Raw genomic sequence first — 17,352 nt, forward strand, 5'->3', positions numbered from 1 at the left:
GCGCTAACCTGGCCGCATGAGACTGGGGCGTGTCGCGAGTACGGACGGGGTGGCCTTCGTCGCCATCGAGGGTGACGAGGGCGCCGAGGTGGCGCGGGAGATCGCCGAGCATCCCTTCGGGCAGCCGACGTTCACCGGCCGCACCTGGCAGCTGAGTCAGACGCGGCTGCTCGCGCCGATCCTGGCGTCCAAGGTGATCTGCATCGGCAAGAACTACGCCGACCACGCCGAGGAGATGGGTGGCCGGGCGCCCGAGGATCCGATCATCTTCCTCAAGCCCAACACGTCGATCGTCGGGCCGGGTGTGCCGATCGTGCGCCCGCCGTCGTCGGACCGGGTCGATTACGAGGGCGAGCTCGCGATCGTGATCGGCCGGCCCTGCAAGGACGTCCGGGCGGCCGCGGCGGCGAGCGCGATCCTGGGCTACACCGTGGCCAACGACGTCACCGCGCGGGATCAGCAGGCCCTCGACGGCCAGTGGACCCGCGCCAAGGGCTACGACACCTTCTGCCCGCTGGGGCCGTGGATCGAGACCTCGCTGGATCCGAGCGACCTGGCGATCGACACCGTGCTCGACGGGGAGACCCGGCAGTCGTCGCGCACCTCGCGGATGCTGCACGACGTCGGCGAGATCGTGGAGTGGATCTCGCGGGTGATGACGCTGCTCCCGGGCGATGTGATCCTCACCGGCACCCCGGCGGGCATCGGCCCGATGACGGCGGGCCAGACCGTGTCGGTGACCGTCGAGGGCATCGGCACGCTGACCAACCCGGTGGTGGACAAGTGAGCCGCCCGACGCCCGCGCGTCCGACGACGGCGCAGCTGAACGGCATCACGATCTCCTACACCGACGCCCGGCCCGCCGCGGGCGCCTCGGCTCCGCTCGTGGTGATGGTGATGGGCACCGGCAGCCCGGGCCGGGTCTGGCACGCCAACCAGCAGCCCGCGCTGCTCAAGGCCGGTTTCCGGGTGGTGACCTTCGACAACCGCGGGGTCGCGCCGTCGAGCGAGTGCGCCGAGGGCTTCGCCCTGGCCGACATGGTGGCCGACACCGCGGCCCTGATCGAGCATCTCGGCGCCGGGCCCGCACTGGTGGTCGGGACCTCCCTGGGCGCGCGGATCACGCAGGAACTGGCGCTGGCCCGCCCGGATCTGGTGCGCGGCGTCGCGATGCTGGGCACCTACGGTCGGTCCACGCCCATGCTCGAGGCCTTCTCGGTCGGCGAGCGCGCACTCTACGACCGCGGCATTGAACTGCCCACCGAGTACTACGCCGCCGTCACCGCGCACATGAACCTCTCGCCGCACACCCTGGCGAACGATCGTGATGCCCGCGACTGGCTCGACATCATCGGCTTCGGCGGACAGTCGCGCAGCCCCGGGATCCGGGCGCAGCTGGGCCTGCACGAGCGCGAGGAGGACCGGCTCGCCGCCTACCGGGGGATCACCGTGCCCGCCATGGTCGTCGGATTCGCCGACGACCGGACGCTGCCGGTGCACCTCGCGCGCGAGGTGGCCGAGGCGATCCCGGGGGCGCGTTACGAGGAGGTCGAGCGCGCCGGCCACTTCGGTTACCTGGAGCGGCCGGACGCGGTCAACGGGCTACTGCTCGACTTCCTTCGCTCGGTCGGCACGGGCGCGGTCGACCAGCGCGGCCAGTAGGGCGCCGCCGATCACCGCATCGTCGACGACGACGCCGAACACCCGGTCGCCGGTGCGGTCGATCAGGATGCCCTCGCCCGCGCGCGGCACCACGCCGGTGCGTCGACGGCTCTGCCGCAGACCCACGCCGCCGAAGTCGTTCATCGGCCGGATCGCGGGATCGACCCGGACCTCGACGATCTCGTCCAGCGGCACCCGCAGACGCGGGAATCCGGCGAGCGACCGCGCCTCCAGGCCGTCTCGGGAGACCGTGATCCGGAACGCCGTGGTCGTCGCCGCGGCGAGCACGATCACCGCGGCGATCACGGCCGCGCCGAGCACCGTGCCGGTGCCCTCGCCGGCGGCCCAGGCGTAGAAGACGGTCGCCAGCGCCATCGCGAAACCGGCGACGGACAGCGCCAGCACGCCGGGGGAGGCGGTCGTGGTGCGGATCCAGACGGCCTGTTCGTCGTCGTCGAGCGGCAGCGGGGCGACGATCTCCGGGCGCGGAGACCGCGGCGGTCGAGGCAGCAGCGCCCCGGCGATGCCGCCGATCACGACGGCCGAGAGCAGGGCGACGGCGACGACGGAGACGATCGGCACGGACGCGGCGTCCGCGTCGGGGCCCGCCTGGTACCAGGCGCCCCCGGTGAAGGCGATCGCGATCAGGATCGCGGTGCCGAGCGAGGTGCCGCCCAGCAGGCGGTAGACCGCTCCGGCGTCGCCCCGGAGCACCGGCGCCACGGCGGGGCCGGCGGACAGCGCGATCGCGGCCAGGCCGAGGACCGCGGTGAGCAGCGGCGAGCTCCAGGCGGGCAGGAAACGGTCGGGATCGCCCGCGGCGGTCCAGTGGACGGCGACGGCGTCGGGCAGCGAACCCAGCAGCGAGATCTGCACGGCGACGGCGACGGCGACGATCACGACGGGGAGCACCACGGCGACCGCGACGAATGCCGTCACCGGGCGGCGGCGAGCCACCTCGTCGTCGGACATCGGGGTGGGATTCTCCGGTCTATCGGAAGTCATGCGAGGCCTCTTTCACGAGTGCGGACAGGGTTTCGGGACCGATGTGCAGGGCGGCCGCCTTCGCGGTGAGCGCGCGGACGTCGTCGTTCAGGGAGCGCAGATGCTCGCCGGCCTCGGTGATCACGGCGCCGCGGCCGCGCCGGAGCTCCAGCAGTCCCTCGTCGCGGAGGTCCTGGTAGGCGCGCAGCACGGTGTGCACGTTGACGTGCAGACCGGCCGCCACCTCGCGGGCCGGCGGCAGCTTGTCGCCGGGGTGCAGGCGGCCCGCGCACAGTTCGGCGCGCACCGCGTCGGCGAGCTGGGCGAAGATCGGGCCCGCGCTGTCCGGGCGGAGACGAAACAGCATGAGATAAATCTATTTCATCTAGAACAACTATGTAAACTTTCGGCGGTGGTCGAGGCCTGCCCGGATGCCGGGGCGACCGGTCGCTTCCACTACGCTGACCTGCATGACTGTCCGTGTTCGCTTCTGTCCATCGCCCACCGGAACCCCGCACGTCGGCCTCGCCCGGACCGCACTGTTCAACTTCGCTCAGGCCCGCCACGACGGGGGCGTCTTCGTCTTCCGCATCGAGGACACCGACGCCGCCCGCGACTCCGAGGAGAGCTACGCGGCCATCCTCGACGCGCTCCGCTGGCTCGGCCTGGACTGGGACGAGGGGCCCGAGGTGGGCGGACCCCACGGGCCGTACCGCCAGTCCGAGCGCAAGCAGCTGCACCTGGACGTCGTCGACCGCCTCGTCGAGGCGGGCTTCGCCTACGAGGCCTACTCGACGCCGGAGGAGGTGGAGGCCCGCCATCGGGCCGCCGGCCGCGACCCGAAGCTCGGTTACGACAACCACGACCGCGACCTGACCGACGAGGAGCGCGCCGCGCACGTCGCCGAGGGGCGCAGACCGGTGATCCGGCTGCGGATGCCCGACGAGGACATCACCTGGACCGACCTGGTCCGCGGCGAGACCACCATCAAGGCCGGCACGGTGCCCGATTTCGCACTCACCCGCGGCAACGGCGACCCGCTCTACACGCTGGTGAATCCGGTGGACGACGCCATGATGAATATCACACACGTGCTGCGCGGTGAGGATCTCCTCGCCTCCACGCCGCGACAGATCGCCCTGTACCGGGCGCTGATCGAGTTGGGCGTGGCCGAGCGGGTGCCCGAGTTCGGTCATCTTCCGTTCGTGATGGGGGAGGGCAACAAGAAGCTCTCCAAGCGCGATCCGGAGAGCAACCTGTTCCATCATCGGGACCGCGGTTTCATCCCCGAGGGCCTGCTCAACTACCTGGCGCTGCTGGGCTGGGGCCTGTCCGGCGACGAGGACGTCTTCACCCTCGACGAGATGATCGCCGCCTTCGACGTGCGCAACGTGAACTCGAATCCGGCCCGATTCGATCAGCGCAAGGCCGACGCGATCAACGCCGAACACCTGCGACGGCTGACCCCGGAGGACTTCGCCGGTCGCCTGCGGTCGTACCTGATCGAGCACGGCAGGCTGGCCGAACCGATCGACGACGCGGTCTTCCGTCCGCTCGCCGACCTGGTGCAGACGCGCGTCCAGGTGCTCGGCGACGCCTGGGACCTGATCCGGTTCGCCTACGTCTCCGACGACGATTTCACGTTCGACGAGAAGTCGGCCGCCAAGAACCTCAAGAGCGACGCCGTGGCGGTCCTGGACGCCACGATCGCCGCCTGCGAAGGCGTCGGCGAGTGGACCACCCCGGCGATCGAGGAGGCGCTCAAGGCGGCGCTGATCGACGGTCTGGAGCTCAAACCGCGCAAGGCCTACGGTCCGGTGCGCGTGGGCGTGACGGGCGCGGCGGTGAGCCCTCCGCTGTTCGAGTCGATGGAGATCCTGGGCCGGGAGAAGACGCTGCGCCGTCTCGCGCAGGCCCGTGAGGTCGCGGCCGCCGCGGAGTAGCTCGTCGCGGCGCGGCCTGGTCGGGGGCTGCGGGATCGATGTCGTGAACGAGGGCATCGATCCCGCGGTCTTCACTCGCTCGACACCGTCCTGACCAGCCGATTTGCGCTTCCGGTCGGTGAGTGGTTAATGTTCTCTTCGGCCCGAGCGGGACGCAGAGATGTGAATCGCCTGGGCATGCCGATGGGGTATGGTGTAATTGGCAACACAGCTGATTCTGGTTCAGCCATTCTAGGTTCGAGTCCTGGTACCCCAGCAAAGCGTTCACCTCGGTGATCCGCTTTAACTGAACAGTTGTTCTAGGGCCCCGTCGTCTAGCGGCCTAGGACGCCGCCCTCTCAAGGCGGTAGCGCGGGTTCAAATCCCGTCGGGGCTACCACGACTGTTCGTGAGATAACTGAATCTCTTAGGCTCCCGTCGTCTAGCGGCCTAGGACGCCGCCCTCTCAAGGCGGTAGCGCGGGTTCAAATCCCGTCGGGAGTACCGATGAAGAGACCCCCTCACTTTCTTGTGAGGGGGTCTCTTCTCGTTGAGGGGAGGGGGTCTCTTCATCGGTACTCACTTCCTGCAGGGCGATTTGAGGAGGAGCGAAGCGACGGAGTCCCGTCGGGAGCCCCGGATCCGGTGGTCGTCCTCGGTCGGGTGGAGTAGAGGACGGATACCCGTCGTCGTGTGAAGCGACGGAGTCCCGTCGGGAGCCCCGGATCCGGTCGTCGTCCTCGGTTCGGTGAGCGCTCGTCATCGGTACTCGCTTCACCCGTTCCCGCCGAGTGATTCCTCCGCCCCCTGAGCCGCACGCGAGCGCAGCGAGCCTGCGTGTCGAAGGGTCTGAAGCGATCGTTCTCGGTGAGACCCCTTCGACTCGGCTCGTCACTGCGTTCCGCTCCGGCTCGGGGATCGGAGGGGCCTCGTCTGAGGGCGGCCGTGAAGGGTGGGGAGGCGCCGCCTGAGGGGGTCGCGGAGCGCCGGATGCACAGGGGCGTGAACGGCATGTCGTCGCAGGTGGGGCGCCTGTTCGGAGCGGCCCTCTCCACGGAGCTTGTCAACGACTGGTGGCACGGTTTACATTGCTTAGTAATCCGTCAAGCTGGATGACCTTGAAGCATCATTTGCCAAGTGTCTCGTTCTGGTCGGGCGGATCGGCCCCGTCACTTCCGCGTAGAGAAGAGAGAACGATGTTTTCACCGATGAAGATCCTCGCCGACGTCCCCGATGCACTGGTCGGGATCTCCAATGCGGTCACCGAACTGCCGGGTGTGATCACCCGGGTCTCTGGCGCGCTGACGAAGGCGCCGTCGGTCCTGCGTATGCTGCTGCCGACCGACGGCGAGGCCGCACGGGAGAACCTGAGCGTGGACATCCCGCCGGCCCTCGACGACGGATTCTTCGGCCCGGGCAGCGTCACCTGGAAGGTGTGGTCGTACCCGAGTTCCATCGTGGTGGGCTTCGCCCGCGCGGTGACCATCGAGCAGCTCGACCCGAACCTGAACGCGGCCGTCGAGGGCACCGGTGACGTCCGCGCCCGCACGCGCACCCGGTACGAGCGCACCATGCGGTACTTCGCTCTGGCCGCCTTCGGGGCCAGCTACCCGGCGGCCAAGGCCGCCGACGTGCTGGTCCGCGTGCACTCCAAGGCGATCGGCGTCGACCCGGTGACCGGCGGCCACTACGACGCCAACAACCCGTACTCGCAGCTGTGGATCCACATGACCGCGTGGCACTCGATCCTGTACTGCTACGAGGTCTTCGGGCCGGGACGTCTGAGCGAGGCCGAGGAGCTGCAGTACTGGGCGGAGTGCGCCCGCGCCGCCGAGCTCACCACCGTGGACCCGGCCGAGGTGCCGCGGACGCGGGAGGACGTCATCGCCTACTTCGAGGAGTGGCGGCCGCGGCTGGCCGCGTCGGAGAACGCGCAGACCATCACCGACCACATCCTGCGCAGCGGCTGCATCTTCCCCGACGACGTTCCGGGCTGGTTCGCCTTCGTGCAGCCGGCGCTCGTCCAGCTGATCCGTGCGGCGATCGTCTCGACCTACCCGCACTACATCCGCAACATGCTCGACCAGAAGCAGAGCGGGGTGACCGACGTCGTCGTCCGTCGGGTGATGAAGGCCGTCCTGCAGATGGTGAACGACAACATCAACCTGTACGTGGCCCTCGGCGACGTCATGGTGCCGACCACGATGGAGGTCGCCGGTCACGCGCTGATCGGTCTGCCCGCCGAGGAGCAGGTCACCATGACTCCGCGCGAGGCGCAGCGCAAGTACGGATTCGACGATCCGTCGGAGGCGCACGAGGACTTCCGCCGGATGCAGGCCGAACGCGTCTTCGGTCTGGGCCAGGCTCCGAGCAACGAAGGACTCGAGGAGTCCGAGCAGCTCATCGGCGCCCGCTGACCCGTGCCCGCCGGGGCGCCCCTGCCTCGCTCCCGGTGATCGGAGCCGCACGACGACGTCCGGCACTCCGCGGACCCCGATGGCCGCGACCGGGCCGATACCGATGAAGAGACCCTCTCACCTCTGGTGAGGGGGTCTCTTCTCGTCGGAGGGGAGCGTTCTTCTTCCCTCCGGGACGGGGGCCTGCCGACCACGATCCTCCGGAAACCTTGCCATCGATGATTGATTCGTTTACGGTTTCTCCAAGTTCGTTAACAACGATGACGTTCACGGGATTCTAGTATCCCTCGTGGTCGTGCATCCGCGCGGCGGACCAGCCCCCTCAGCGATCAGTGCGGATCTTTGCCGTCCGCGGAAAGAAGTAGAGAGATGTTTTCACCGATCGAGACCCTGACGAAGGTGCCCGGCGCGCTGGCGAAGGTGCCGTCGACTCTGCGCCTGTTCCTGCCCGAGGACATCGAGGAGTCGCGCGCCAAACTGGCCGGCGCCATACCGGCCGCCGCCGACAACGGTTTCTTCGGTCCCGGCAGCGTGAGCTGGAAGGTGTGGTCGTACCCGAGTTCGATCATCGCCGGCTTCGCCCGGTCGGTCACCATCGAGCAGCTCGATCCGAATCTGAACGCCGCGGTCGAGGGCACCGGTGACGTCCGTTCGCGGACCCGCACGCGGTACGAGCGCACCATGCGGTACTTCTCGCTCGCCGCCTTCGGCGCCACCTACCCGGCCGCCAAGGCCGCCGACGTCCTGGTCCGCGTGCACTCCAAGGCGATCGGCGTCGATCCGGTGACCGGCGGACGTTACGACGCCAACAAGCCCGAGTCGCAGCTGTGGATCCACATGACGGCGTGGCACTCGATCCTGTACTGCTACGAGGTCTTCGGCCCAGGGCGCCTGAGCGAGGCCGAGGAGCTGCAGTACTGGGCGGAGTGTGCGCGTGCGGCCGAGCTGACCACCGCCGATCCCGATGCGGTTCCGCGGACCCGGGAGGCCGTCGCGGCCTACTTCGAGGACTGGCGTCCCCGCCTGGCCGCGTCGGAGAACGCCCAGACCATCACCGCGCACATCCTGGAGGGCGGCGCGGTGTTCCCCGAGGACCTGCCGTTCTGGTTCGAGGCGGTGCTCCCGGTGGTGAAGTACCTCATCCGCAGCTCGATCATCTCGACCTACCCGCACTACATCCGCAACATGCTCGACCAGAAGCAGAGCCCGGTCATGGATCTGGTGTCCCGGCAGATCATGAAGACCGTCCTCACCACGATCGATCGCAACAAGAGCCTGTACTTCGCTCTCGGCCGCATCGTCGTGCCGTCGTCGGTGGAGGTCGCCGGACACGCGATCATCGGCGTCCCCGCCGAGAGCGAGACCGCCATGACTCCCCGGGAGGCTCAGCGCAAGTACGGCTTCGACGATCCGTCGCAGGCGCACCTGGACTTCCGGAAGATGCAGGAGGAGCGGGTGTTCGGCTTCGGCGAGGCCCCGAGCAACGAGGGTCTCGAGGAGTCCGAGCAGCTCATCGGTGCTCGCTGACGACGTCCTTCGGTAGTCTGGTCGTGCGGTCTCACCCGATCCCGTCGGGAGGGGCCGCACGACGACTGTCCGTCTTCGACGATCAAGGAGCGCGCGTGACCGATGTCGGGTCGAGGGCCGGTCGTCACGACACCTCCTTCTCGGACAAGACCAGGGCGCTGCTGCACGACGTCGCCATGCAGGCGACGATCGAACTGGTGCGCACGAGCGGCTGGGCGCGCACCCGGATGTCCGACATCGCCGCGCGGACCGGCATCAGCAAACCGACGCTCTACAAGTACTTCGGCACCAAGGACCAGCTCGCGCACGCCTACGTCGACGCCGAAGTCGATCGGATCTTCCAACTCGGCCTGGAGGCCCGTGACCGCAATCCGGACGATCCGGAGGTGGCGCTGCGCGAAGCCACCGCGACGATCCTCTCGTCGTTGAGCGAGAGCCCGCTGATCCTGGCGATCCTCGCGAACAACGATGCCTCCGCCACCGTGTTGCCGCTGGTGACGCAGCACGGTCCCCGGTTGCTCCGGCGGGCGACCGACGAACTCTCCGAACTGGTCGACGAGGTGTACGTCGGCATCGATCCGGCGGACCTGCGCGCCTACGTCGACATGTATCTCCGGGCCACGATCAGCCATGCGATCATGCCGACCGGCTCGTTCGACGACAGCGTCGACACGATCATGCGGTTGGTCCTGCCGGTGCTGCGGCGGTTCGAGCAGCGCAGCGCCGTCGCCCCCGACGACGACGCCCCCTCCGCTCCGGACACTCGCGAGTAGTCGGAGCGGCTCGATCCGCTCGTCCTCGTCTCGGGAGGCTCGGCGTCCCGGGAGGCTCGGTGTCCGAGGAGTCCACCGCGGTCGATCGTCTGCTCCACCGGGCCGGTGACCCCGCGGCCGCGGCGGCGGGATCGAGACCGCCGGCGCCGGTCCGGGCGGAGCGCCGACGGCCCGGACCGCGTCAGGGCGTCTCAGGCGTGGTATTCGGCGGTGGAACCGGTGAGCGGCATGTCCGGCAGGTTCAGCTTGCGGTGGTCCCACGACCGGACGCGCCGCGGCACCACGCGGACGGCGACACGCTTGTGCATCATGGCTTCGACGGCCGGGCGGAGTTCTTCGCTGTAGGGGCCGTTGTAGCGTTCCCAGACGTTGATCCCGGCCGCCAGGCAGTGCTCGGCGTCGTCGTAGACGACGGCGTCGCCCTCGATCGAGACGCCGCGGAGCTCGTCGTAGGTGAGGCCGTCCTCGACGAGGACGGTCACGCGCGGATCGCGGCGCAGATTGACCGCCTTCTGCGACTTGGACTTGGTCTCGAACCAGATCTCCGGGACCGGTCCCGCTGCGGACTCGACGACGCCGTACCACATGGCCACCAGGTGCGGTCGGCCGTCGCGGCCGATCGTGGCCAGGGTGGCGGTCCGGCTGCGGTGCAGGAAGTCGGTGATCTCGTCGTCGGACATGACGATCTGGTCGCGTTGGTTGTTACCCATGTGCGTCAACGTATCCGACTGCGACCGGTCGGTGTGACGCACGTCCCTCTGCGGGATGCGGCGGTGCGGGGCGGGGCTCTCGTCGCCGGGTCTACAGGCGGGCGCTGATCCGCTGCGCCGCGGCCAGCAGATCGGCGGCCCAGCGTTCCCCGGGGCGTCGTCCCATCCGGTCGATCGGCCCGGACACCGACACCGCGGCGATCACCCGGCCGGTCGGGTCGTGGACCGGGGCCGAGACACTGGCGACGCCGTCGGCGCGTTCGCCCGCGCTCTGCGCCCAGCCGCGCTTGCGCACCTCGGCCAGGGACCGCTCGGTGAAGACCGCGTCGGCGAGCAGGCCCGTACGGGTGTCCGGATCGGAGTAGGCGGCGAGCACCCGGGCCGCCGAGCCCGCGGTCATCGGCAGCCGCATGCCCACCGGGACGGTGTCGCGGAGTCCGGTGGGCGGTTCGACGGCGGCCACGCAGACGCGTTCGGCGCCCTCCCGCCGGTACAGCTGCACCGATTCGCCGGTCACCTCCTGGAGTGCGGGCAGCACGGCCAGGGCCGCATCGCGGGCGGTGTCGTGCGCGGACGCGGCCAGCCGAGACAGCATGGGGCCGGGGATCCACCGGCCGTTCACGTCGCGGGTGAGGAGTCGGTGCGTTTCGAGTCCGACGGCGAGCCGGTGCGCGGTGGCGCGGGGGAGTCCGGTGCCCTCGGTGAGTTCGGCCAGGTTGCACGGCTGCTCGGCGACCGTCTGCAGGACCAGCACCGATTTGTCTAAGACGCCGATTCCGCTAGAATTTCCCATGCAGCGATATTAGCTGTCCACATATTGAGATTGCCAGTCCGGATCGGCGACAGCCCCGAAGCCATCCGAACAGGCGAAGGGGAAGTCGAGTGTGCTCATGACTGAGTTGAACGCAACCCGCCGGCCGCGCACGCTGGCCGAGAAGGTCTGGGACGACCACGTGGTGGTTCCGGGCAAGGTCGACGAGAACGGCGAGGCCGGTCCGGATCTGATCTACATCGATCTGCACCTGATCCACGAGGTCACCAGCCCGCAGGCGTTCGACGGCCTCCGCGTGGCCGGACGGTCGCTGCGGCGGCCCGACCTGATGCTCGGCACCGAGGACCACAACGTCCCCACCGTCGACATCTTCAGTCCGATCGCCGACCAGGTGTCCGCGCTCCAGGTGGAGACGCTGCGGCGCAACTGCGCGGAGTTCGGCGTCAAACTGCACCCGATGGGCGACGACGGCAACGGCATCGTGCACGTCGTCGGCCCGCAGCTGGGGCTCACCCAGCCGGGCATGACGGTGGTCTGCGGCGACAGCCACACCTCCACCCACGGCGCCTTCGGCTCCATCGCGATGGGCATCGGCACCTCCGAGGTGGAGCACGTGATGGCCACCCAGACGCTCTCGCTGAAGCCCTTCAAGACCATGGCGATCAACGTCGACGGCGAGCTGCCCCCGGGCGTCACCGGCAAGGACCTGATCCTGGCGATCATCGCCGAGATCGGCACCGGCGGCGGCCAGGGCCACGTGCTGGAGTACCGCGGCCCGGCCATCGAGAAGCTCTCGATGGAGGCGCGCATGACCATGTGCAACATGTCGATCGAGGCCGGGGCCCGCGCCGGCATGGTGGCCCCGGACCAGGTGACCTACGACTACCTCAAGGGCCGCCCGCACGCCCCGACCGGCGCCGACTGGGATGCCGCCGTGGAGTACTGGGACGGTCTGCGCACCGACGAGGGCGCCGTCTTCGACCGCGAGGTCTACATCGACGGCTCCGCACTGACCCCGTTCGTCACCTGGGGCACCAACCCGGGACAGGGCCTGCCGCTGGGCGCCAGCGTGCCCGACCCCGCCGAGATCCTGGACGAGACCGAGGCCCGGGCCGCCGAACGCGCCCTGGAGTACATGGACCTGAAGCCGGGCACCCCGCTGCGCGACGTCGAGGTCAACACCGTCTTCGTCGGATCGTGCACCAACGGCCGGATCGAGGACCTGCGGGCCGTCGCCGACGTCCTGAAGGGCCGTCAGGTGGCCGACGGCGTCCGCATGCTCGTGGTGCCGGGGTCGATGAAGGTGCGCGCGCAGGCCGAGGACGAGGGCCTGGGTGAGATCTTCACCGCCGCGGGCGCCGAATGGCGGATGGCGGGCTGCTCGATGTGCCTGGGCATGAACCCGGACCAGCTCGCGCCGGGCGACCGGTGCGCGTCGACGTCGAACCGCAACTTCGAGGGGCGCCAGGGCAAGGGCGGCCGCACCCACCTGGTGTCGCCGGCCGTCGCCGCCGCCTCCGCGGTCCGCGGCCGCCTCTCCTCCCCGGCCGACCTGGCCTGACCCGACGACCCGAAAAGAGCGATCATGGAAGCCATCGTCAAGCACACCGGAATCGGCGTTCCGCTGCAGCGCAGCAACGTCGACACCGACCAGATCATCCCGGCCGTCTATCTCAAGCGGGTCACCCGGACCGGATTCGAGGACGGACTGTTCGCGTCGTGGCGCGGCGACCCCGACTTCATCCTCAACAACGAGCCGTGGAGCAACGGGTCCGTGCTGGTCGCCGGCCCCGACTTCGGCACCGGCTCGTCGCGTGAGCACGCGGTCTGGGCGCTCATGGACTTCGGGTTCCGCGTGGTGCTGTCGTCGCGGTTCGCCGACATCTTCCGCGGCAACTCCGGTAAGGCCGGGCTCGTCGCGGCGCAGGTGGAGCAGAGCGACATCGAGCTGATCTGGAAGCGGTTGGAGGCCGAACCCGGCCTGGAGCTCACCGTGGACCTGGCCACGCGCACCGTCACCGCAGGCGACCTCGTGGTGCCGCTGCAGATCGACGACTACACCCGCTGGCGCCTGATGGAGGGGCTCGACGACATCGGTCTGACCCTCCGCGAGGTCGACGCGATCACCGAGTTCGAGAAGAGGCGCCCGGCGTTCAAACCGCGCACCCTGCCCTGAGTTCTTCGACGACGACGGCCGGATCTCCGTTCCACGGAGGTCCGGCCGTCCCCCGTTGAGACGAATCCGCTTGTTGCTCCCACGTTTTCGCGAAATCGCGTTTACCGTGAGATCCAGCTGGTCCGGCAGCTGACCTATCCGCGGAGGAACAATGAACAAGGCTCAACTCATCGAGGAGCTCACCAAGCGTCTCGGTGCCGACAGGAAGACCGCCACCGACGCGGTGGAGACGATCGTCGACACGATCGTCCGCGCCGTGAGCAAGGGGGAGAGCGTCACGATCACCGGTTTCGGGGTGTTCGAGAAGCGGCGTCGCGCGCCTCGGGTGGCCCGCAATCCACGCACCGGCGAGACCGTCCGGGTGGACGAGACCTCGGTGCCGGCGTTCCGGCCGGGAGCGCAGTTCAAGGAGATCATCGCGGGGCGGCGCGAGTTGAAGGCGGGAGAACCCGCGGTCAAACGCGCGAGCAGCAGAAGTTCGGCGCCGGTGGAGGAGACCGCCGCGAGTGCCGGCGAGGTCGAGGCCCCGGCGGCGACGGAGACGATCGCCGCGGAGCAGCCCGCCGCCGAGTCGTCTGCGGTCGAGCAGTCTGCGACCGAGTCGTCCGCCGTTGAGTCGTCCGCGGCTGAGTTGTCTGCGCCGGAGAAGAGCACGGTGAAGAAGACCACCGGGGACAAGAAGGCGGCGACCAAGAAGACCGGGTCGACGAAGACCGGGGCGGGCAAGAGCGGGGCGGGCAAGAGCGGGGCAGGCAAGAGCGGGGCAGGGAAGACCGCGGCCAGGAAGGCCGCGGCGAAGAAGAACGGGTCCACGAAGACCGAAGCGCGAAAGACCGAAGCACGCAAGGCGGCGGCGCGAAAGACCGCAGCCGCGAGCGAGAAGGCGACGGAGGCCGCTGCCGCGACCGACTCCGAATAGTCGGGCGTCTCCGTCGAGACGCCCGGAGAGCGCAGGATCCCGCACCCGCCCGCCGGGTTCGGGATCCTGCGCGTCTGCACCGCTCCCCGCACCGCAGGCGAGGGCCGCGAGCCCTGCTCATCGGCCGAGCGGAGTCGAGGCCTCGGCGGTCGTTCCCGGTGAGACCCTTCGACTCGGATCGTCACTGCGTTCCTCCCCGGCTCAGGGAGCGGAGGTCGAACCGTCAGCGGCAGAACGCGCGGGGAGCGGCGGTCGAACCGTCACCGGTGGAACGTGCAGGGGGCGGTGGTCGAAGCGTCGTCCGTAGAAGCGGGGCGGGCGGCGATCGAAGCGCCGTCGGCGAGAGCCGGGTCAGTCGTCGGGGCCGCCGGGGAGCGGGCTCGGGATGTGATCGGCCTGGATCAGTCGGTGGCCGTCGAGCGTCAGGATCCAGACGCTGCCCTTGCGGTAGCGGGACGAGGGCAGGGACACCCCGTCGTCGTCGGCCCAGCGCTCCAGCAGCGGGGCGATCGCCTTGCCCTGGCTGCACACCGCGCGGACGCCGTCGGACGACGGTGCGGCGAGCTCCAGCAGCCGCGCATAGGACGTCCCCGGATCGGCGTCGTAGGCCTCCTCGGTGAGCAGCTTCTCGAGCTGGATCTCGGTGTGCAGCCGCTGGGCGAGCGGCTCGAAGGTCTGCAGGCAGCGGACCCGATCGGCGGCGGACAGCCGGTGCACGCCGTACAGATCGAGCAGCGGGACCAGCGCCTCCGCCTGCCGCCTGCCCTCCTCGTCCAGCGGGCGATCGGCGTCGTCGCCGGTGAACCGGCCACGTCGTCCGGCCTTCGCGTGCCGGACGACGACCAACTGGTGCAGATCGGTGGCCGGGTGTGCGAGAAACTCCTCCAGCACCTCTCGGTCGGCCGGGTAGGAGACGGTCCGGTAGGCGCCCTTGGGCGTGAGCCACTGGCAGGTCGTCGGTCTCCCGATTCGCGGCGAACCGGCCGGTGGTCATCCGCATCGACCAGTACGCGACCTTCTTCTGCGCGCCGTTCTTCAGCCGGTACTCCACCGTCTTCAGATGGCGTCCGACGACCGACGAGTAGCCGGTCTCCTCCAGCACCTCGCGGTAGGCGGTGGCCACCAGCAGCTCGCCGTCGTGCGCCTTGCCCTTGGGCAGCGACCAGTCCCCGTACCGCGGCCGATGCACGACGGCCACCTCGACCTTGCCGCCGGCGGAGAGACGCCACAGCACTCCGCCCGCGGCCCACACCGTGCGGGAACCGCCACTCATGCCGTCGATCCGTCGGAATAACGACGCCGGTGGATCATCATCTGACGCTGGTGGTCCCGGACCTGCTCCCCGGCCGCGGGCAGCGCGTTCCAGGCGCCGTCGGACTGCAGTTCCCAGCAGCGGGTCCGCGGGTCGAAGGCCGAGTCGAAGATGTCCTGCAGATCGGCCGCCAGCCGACGATCACGTACCTGCACCATCGCCTCGACGCGCCGGTCCAGATTGCGGTGCATCATGTCCGCGCTGCCGATCCAGTACTCCTCGGCGGCACCGAAGACCAGGATCCGGGAGTGCTCCAGGAACTGCCCCAGGATCGACCGCACGGTGATGTTCTCGCTCAGACCCGGCACCCCCGGCCGCAGCGCGCAGATGCCGCGGACGAAGACGTCCACCGGGACACCGGCCTGCGAGGCACGGTAGAGGGCGTCGATGATCTGCTCGTCGACCAGGGAGTTGGCCTTGAGCTGCACCCGAGCCGAGGTGTCCCCGGCCCGCCGCGCCGCGACCTCGGCCTGGATCCGCTCGATGATCCCGGTGCGGATGCCGTGCGGCGCCACCAGCAGGTTCCGGTAGTCCTTCTTGCGGGAGTAGCCGGTCAGGGTGTTGAAGAGGTCGGTCAGGTCGGCGCCGATCTCCGGTGCCGCGGTGAACAGGCCCACGTCCTCGTACAGGCGCGCGGTCTTCGGATTGTAGTTGCCGGTGCCGATGTGGCAGTAGCGGCGGATCGTCGAACCCTCGCGGCGGACCACCAGGCACGTCTTGCAGTGCGTCTTGAGGCCGACCAGGCCGTACACCACGTGCACGCCCGCCTTCTCGAGCTTGCGGGCCCAACGGATGTTGGCCTGCTCGTCGAACCGGGCCTTGAGCTCCACCAGGGCCACCACCTGCTTGCCGGCGGCGGCCGCATCGATCAGCGCGTTGACGATCGGCGAGTCGCCGGAGTCGCCGGAGGTGCGGTACAGCGTCTGCTTGATGGCCAGCACCTTGGGGTCGGCCGCGGCCTGCTCGATGAAACGCTGGACGCTGGTGGAGAACGAGTCGTACGGGTGCTGGACCAGCACGTCGCCCTCTTGCAGGGCCTGGAAGATGTTCCGGGGGGTCTCGCGTTCGCCGAACGCCGGATGGGTCTTCGGGACGAACGGGCGCTCCTTGAGGCCGGGCCGGTCGACGCCGTACACCTCGAACAGCGCGGTCAGGTCCAGCAGGCCGGGCACCTGGATCACGTCGGCCGGATGCACGTCGAGTTCGCGGAGCAGCAGCTCCAGCATGTGCTCGCTCATGTCGTCGGCCACCTCGAGGCGGACCGGCGGACCGAAGCGGCGTCGGGCGAGTTCGCGTTCGAGGGCCTGCAGCAGGTCCTCGTCGCGGTCCTCGTCGACCTCGAAGTCGGCGTTGCGGGTCACGCGGAACACGTGGTGCTCCACCACGTGCATCCCCGGGAACAGGAACTCCAGGTTGGCCGCGATCAGCTTCTCCAGCGGGAGGAAGATCGCCGGGCGGTGGCCGTCGGGACCCGCGGGCTCGTCGTCGGGGATCAGCTTGTCCACCCGGATGAAGCGCGGGATGTTGTTCGGGACCTTCACGCGGGCGAAGTGCTCGCCCTCGCTCTCGTCCCGCACGGTCACCGCGAGATTCAGCGAGAGGCCGCTGATGTACGGGAACGGATGCGCCGGGTCCACCGCCAGCGGGGTGAGGATCGGGAACAGCTCGTTGTGGAAGTACTCGCGCAGCCGGGTGTGCTGGCGCGGGGTGAGGTTGCGCCAGTCGCAGACCCGGACGTTGGCCGCGGCCAGTTCGGGGTTCACCGAGTCGAGGAACACCCGGGCGTGCCGGTCGGCGATCTTCTGGGTGCGCGCGGCGATCATCTGCAGCTGTTCGCGCGGGGAGCGGCCGTCGGCCGACCGGACCGACAGACCGGTCTCGTCGCGGCGCTTGAGTCCGGCCACCCGCACCATGAAGAACTCGTCGAGGTTCGAGGCGAAGATCGCGAGGAACTTCGCGCGTTCCAGCAGCGGCGCCGAGGTGTCCTCGGCCAGCGCCAGGACACGCGAGTTGAAATCGAGCCAGCTCAGCTCACGGTTGAAATAGCGTTCGGCGGGGAGGTCGGCCGATTCATCAGGGACGACGGTTTCGGCGGGCAGGGCGTGTGGCAGCGCCGTGCTGCCGTCTTCGGTGGTCTCGTCCGTGGCGGTCACGACACCATTGTTCCCTATCGTCGGG

The 17,352-nt window shown here is 69.4% G+C and carries 15 protein-coding genes, 3 tRNA genes and 1 pseudogene; 12 read left to right on the top strand and 7 right to left on the bottom strand.

The window, feature by feature from the left end:
- The first annotated feature begins 16 nt into the window (after positions 1 to 16).
- Together QM809_RS10010 and QM809_RS10015 are read left to right on the top strand one after the other, a co-directional pair.
- A complete protein-coding gene (locus tag QM809_RS10010) occupies positions 17 to 787 on the top strand; it encodes a fumarylacetoacetate hydrolase family protein (RefSeq protein ID WP_415045632.1) in 771 nt (256 codons plus the stop codon).
- Positions 784 to 1,662, top strand: coding sequence for an alpha/beta fold hydrolase (locus QM809_RS10015; RefSeq protein WP_415045633.1), 879 nt, complete (start codon positions 784 to 786; stop codon positions 1,660 to 1,662). The genes QM809_RS10010 and QM809_RS10015 overlap by 4 nt, the downstream gene beginning before the upstream one ends.
- On the opposite strand, the gene QM809_RS10020 is transcribed toward QM809_RS10015, so the two are convergent.
- The gene (locus tag QM809_RS10020) at positions 1,603 to 2,667 is read right to left on the bottom strand and encodes a DUF1648 domain-containing protein (RefSeq protein ID WP_415045634.1); all 1,065 of its coding nucleotides are present in this window, start codon (positions 2,665 to 2,667) and stop codon (positions 1,603 to 1,605) included. The two genes, QM809_RS10015 and QM809_RS10020, sit on opposite strands and share 60 nt — an antisense overlap.
- Positions 2,654 to 3,013 carry a GntR family transcriptional regulator gene (locus QM809_RS10025; RefSeq protein WP_415045635.1) on the bottom strand — a complete coding sequence of 120 codons (360 nt, stop codon included), beginning with the start codon at positions 3,011 to 3,013 and terminating at the stop codon, positions 2,654 to 2,656. The genes QM809_RS10020 and QM809_RS10025 overlap by 14 nt, the downstream gene beginning before the upstream one ends.
- Positions 3,014 to 3,116: 103 nt before the next feature.
- Here QM809_RS10025 and gltX point away from each other — a divergent pair, with 103 nt between their 5' ends.
- The 7 genes from gltX to QM809_RS10060 all read left to right on the top strand — a co-directional run bounded on the left by gltX (position 3,117) and on the right by QM809_RS10060 (position 9,285).
- Entirely contained in the window at positions 3,117 to 4,589 is a 1,473-nt protein-coding gene (gene gltX, locus QM809_RS10030; RefSeq protein ID WP_415045636.1) for a glutamate--tRNA ligase, read from the top strand.
- Between the two features lie 184 nt (positions 4,590 to 4,773).
- Positions 4,774 to 4,845, top strand: a tRNA-Gln gene (locus QM809_RS10035).
- A gap of 47 nt (positions 4,846 to 4,892) precedes the next feature.
- A tRNA-Glu gene (locus QM809_RS10040) sits at positions 4,893 to 4,968 on the top strand.
- A gap of 31 nt (positions 4,969 to 4,999) precedes the next feature.
- Positions 5,000 to 5,072, top strand: a tRNA-Glu gene (locus QM809_RS10045).
- Between the two features lie 692 nt (positions 5,073 to 5,764).
- Positions 5,765 to 6,985, top strand: a complete 1,221-nt coding sequence (locus QM809_RS10050; protein WP_415045637.1) for an oxygenase MpaB family protein — start codon at positions 5,765 to 5,767, stop codon at positions 6,983 to 6,985.
- Positions 6,986 to 7,354: 369 nt separating this feature from the next.
- A complete protein-coding gene (locus tag QM809_RS10055; RefSeq protein ID WP_415045638.1) occupies positions 7,355 to 8,512 on the top strand; it encodes an oxygenase MpaB family protein in 1,158 nt (385 codons plus the stop codon).
- Between the two features lie 95 nt (positions 8,513 to 8,607).
- Complete coding sequence (locus QM809_RS10060) at positions 8,608 to 9,285, top strand: TetR/AcrR family transcriptional regulator (RefSeq protein WP_415045639.1); 678 nt, start codon at positions 8,608 to 8,610, stop codon at positions 9,283 to 9,285.
- A 191-nt stretch (positions 9,286 to 9,476) separates the two neighbouring features.
- On the opposite strand, the gene QM809_RS10065 is transcribed toward QM809_RS10060, so the two are convergent.
- Positions 9,477 to 9,995 carry a pyridoxamine 5'-phosphate oxidase family protein gene (locus QM809_RS10065; protein ID WP_415045640.1) on the bottom strand — a complete coding sequence of 173 codons (519 nt, stop codon included), beginning with the start codon at positions 9,993 to 9,995 and terminating at the stop codon, positions 9,477 to 9,479.
- Positions 9,996 to 10,086: 91 nt separating this feature from the next.
- On the bottom strand, positions 10,087 to 10,788 hold the full coding sequence (locus QM809_RS10070; protein ID WP_415045641.1) for an IclR family transcriptional regulator: 702 nt from the start codon (positions 10,786 to 10,788) through the stop codon (positions 10,087 to 10,089).
- Positions 10,789 to 10,885: 97 nt separating this feature from the next.
- On the opposite strand from QM809_RS10070, the gene leuC reads away from it, so the two are divergent.
- The 3 genes from leuC (at position 10,886) to QM809_RS10085 (ending at position 13,862) form a co-directional block, all read left to right on the top strand.
- The gene (gene leuC, locus QM809_RS10075) at positions 10,886 to 12,328 is read left to right on the top strand and encodes a 3-isopropylmalate dehydratase large subunit (RefSeq protein WP_415045642.1); all 1,443 of its coding nucleotides are present in this window, start codon (positions 10,886 to 10,888) and stop codon (positions 12,326 to 12,328) included.
- A gap of 24 nt (positions 12,329 to 12,352) precedes the next feature.
- Positions 12,353 to 12,943: a 3-isopropylmalate dehydratase small subunit gene (gene leuD / locus QM809_RS10080; protein WP_415045643.1), complete on the top strand. Its 591-nt coding sequence runs from the start codon at positions 12,353 to 12,355 to the stop codon at positions 12,941 to 12,943.
- A 151-nt stretch (positions 12,944 to 13,094) separates the two neighbouring features.
- Entirely contained in the window at positions 13,095 to 13,862 is a 768-nt protein-coding gene (locus QM809_RS10085; protein WP_415045644.1) for an HU family DNA-binding protein, read from the top strand.
- 351 nt (positions 13,863 to 14,213) lie between these two features.
- Here the strand turns inward: QM809_RS10085 and QM809_RS10090 are convergent, their stop codons facing one another.
- The 3 genes and pseudogenes from QM809_RS10090 to QM809_RS10100 form a co-directional block, all read right to left on the bottom strand.
- On the bottom strand, positions 14,214 to 14,753 hold the full coding sequence (locus QM809_RS10090) for a SixA phosphatase family protein (RefSeq protein WP_415045645.1): 540 nt from the start codon (positions 14,751 to 14,753) through the stop codon (positions 14,214 to 14,216).
- Between the two features lie 136 nt (positions 14,754 to 14,889).
- A pseudogene (locus QM809_RS10095) lies at positions 14,890 to 15,135 on the bottom strand (NUDIX domain-containing protein); the annotation flags it as partial.
- Positions 15,132 to 17,327: an RNA degradosome polyphosphate kinase gene (locus QM809_RS10100; RefSeq protein ID WP_415045646.1), complete on the bottom strand. Its 2,196-nt coding sequence runs from the start codon at positions 17,325 to 17,327 to the stop codon at positions 15,132 to 15,134. The pseudogene QM809_RS10095 and the gene QM809_RS10100, both read right to left, overlap by 4 nt.
- Positions 17,328 to 17,352 lie beyond the last annotated feature (25 nt).

It is taken from the genome of Gordonia sp. (in: high G+C Gram-positive bacteria) (assembly GCF_047600385.1).
Taxonomy (GTDB): domain Bacteria; phylum Actinomycetota; class Actinomycetes; order Mycobacteriales; family Mycobacteriaceae; genus Gordonia.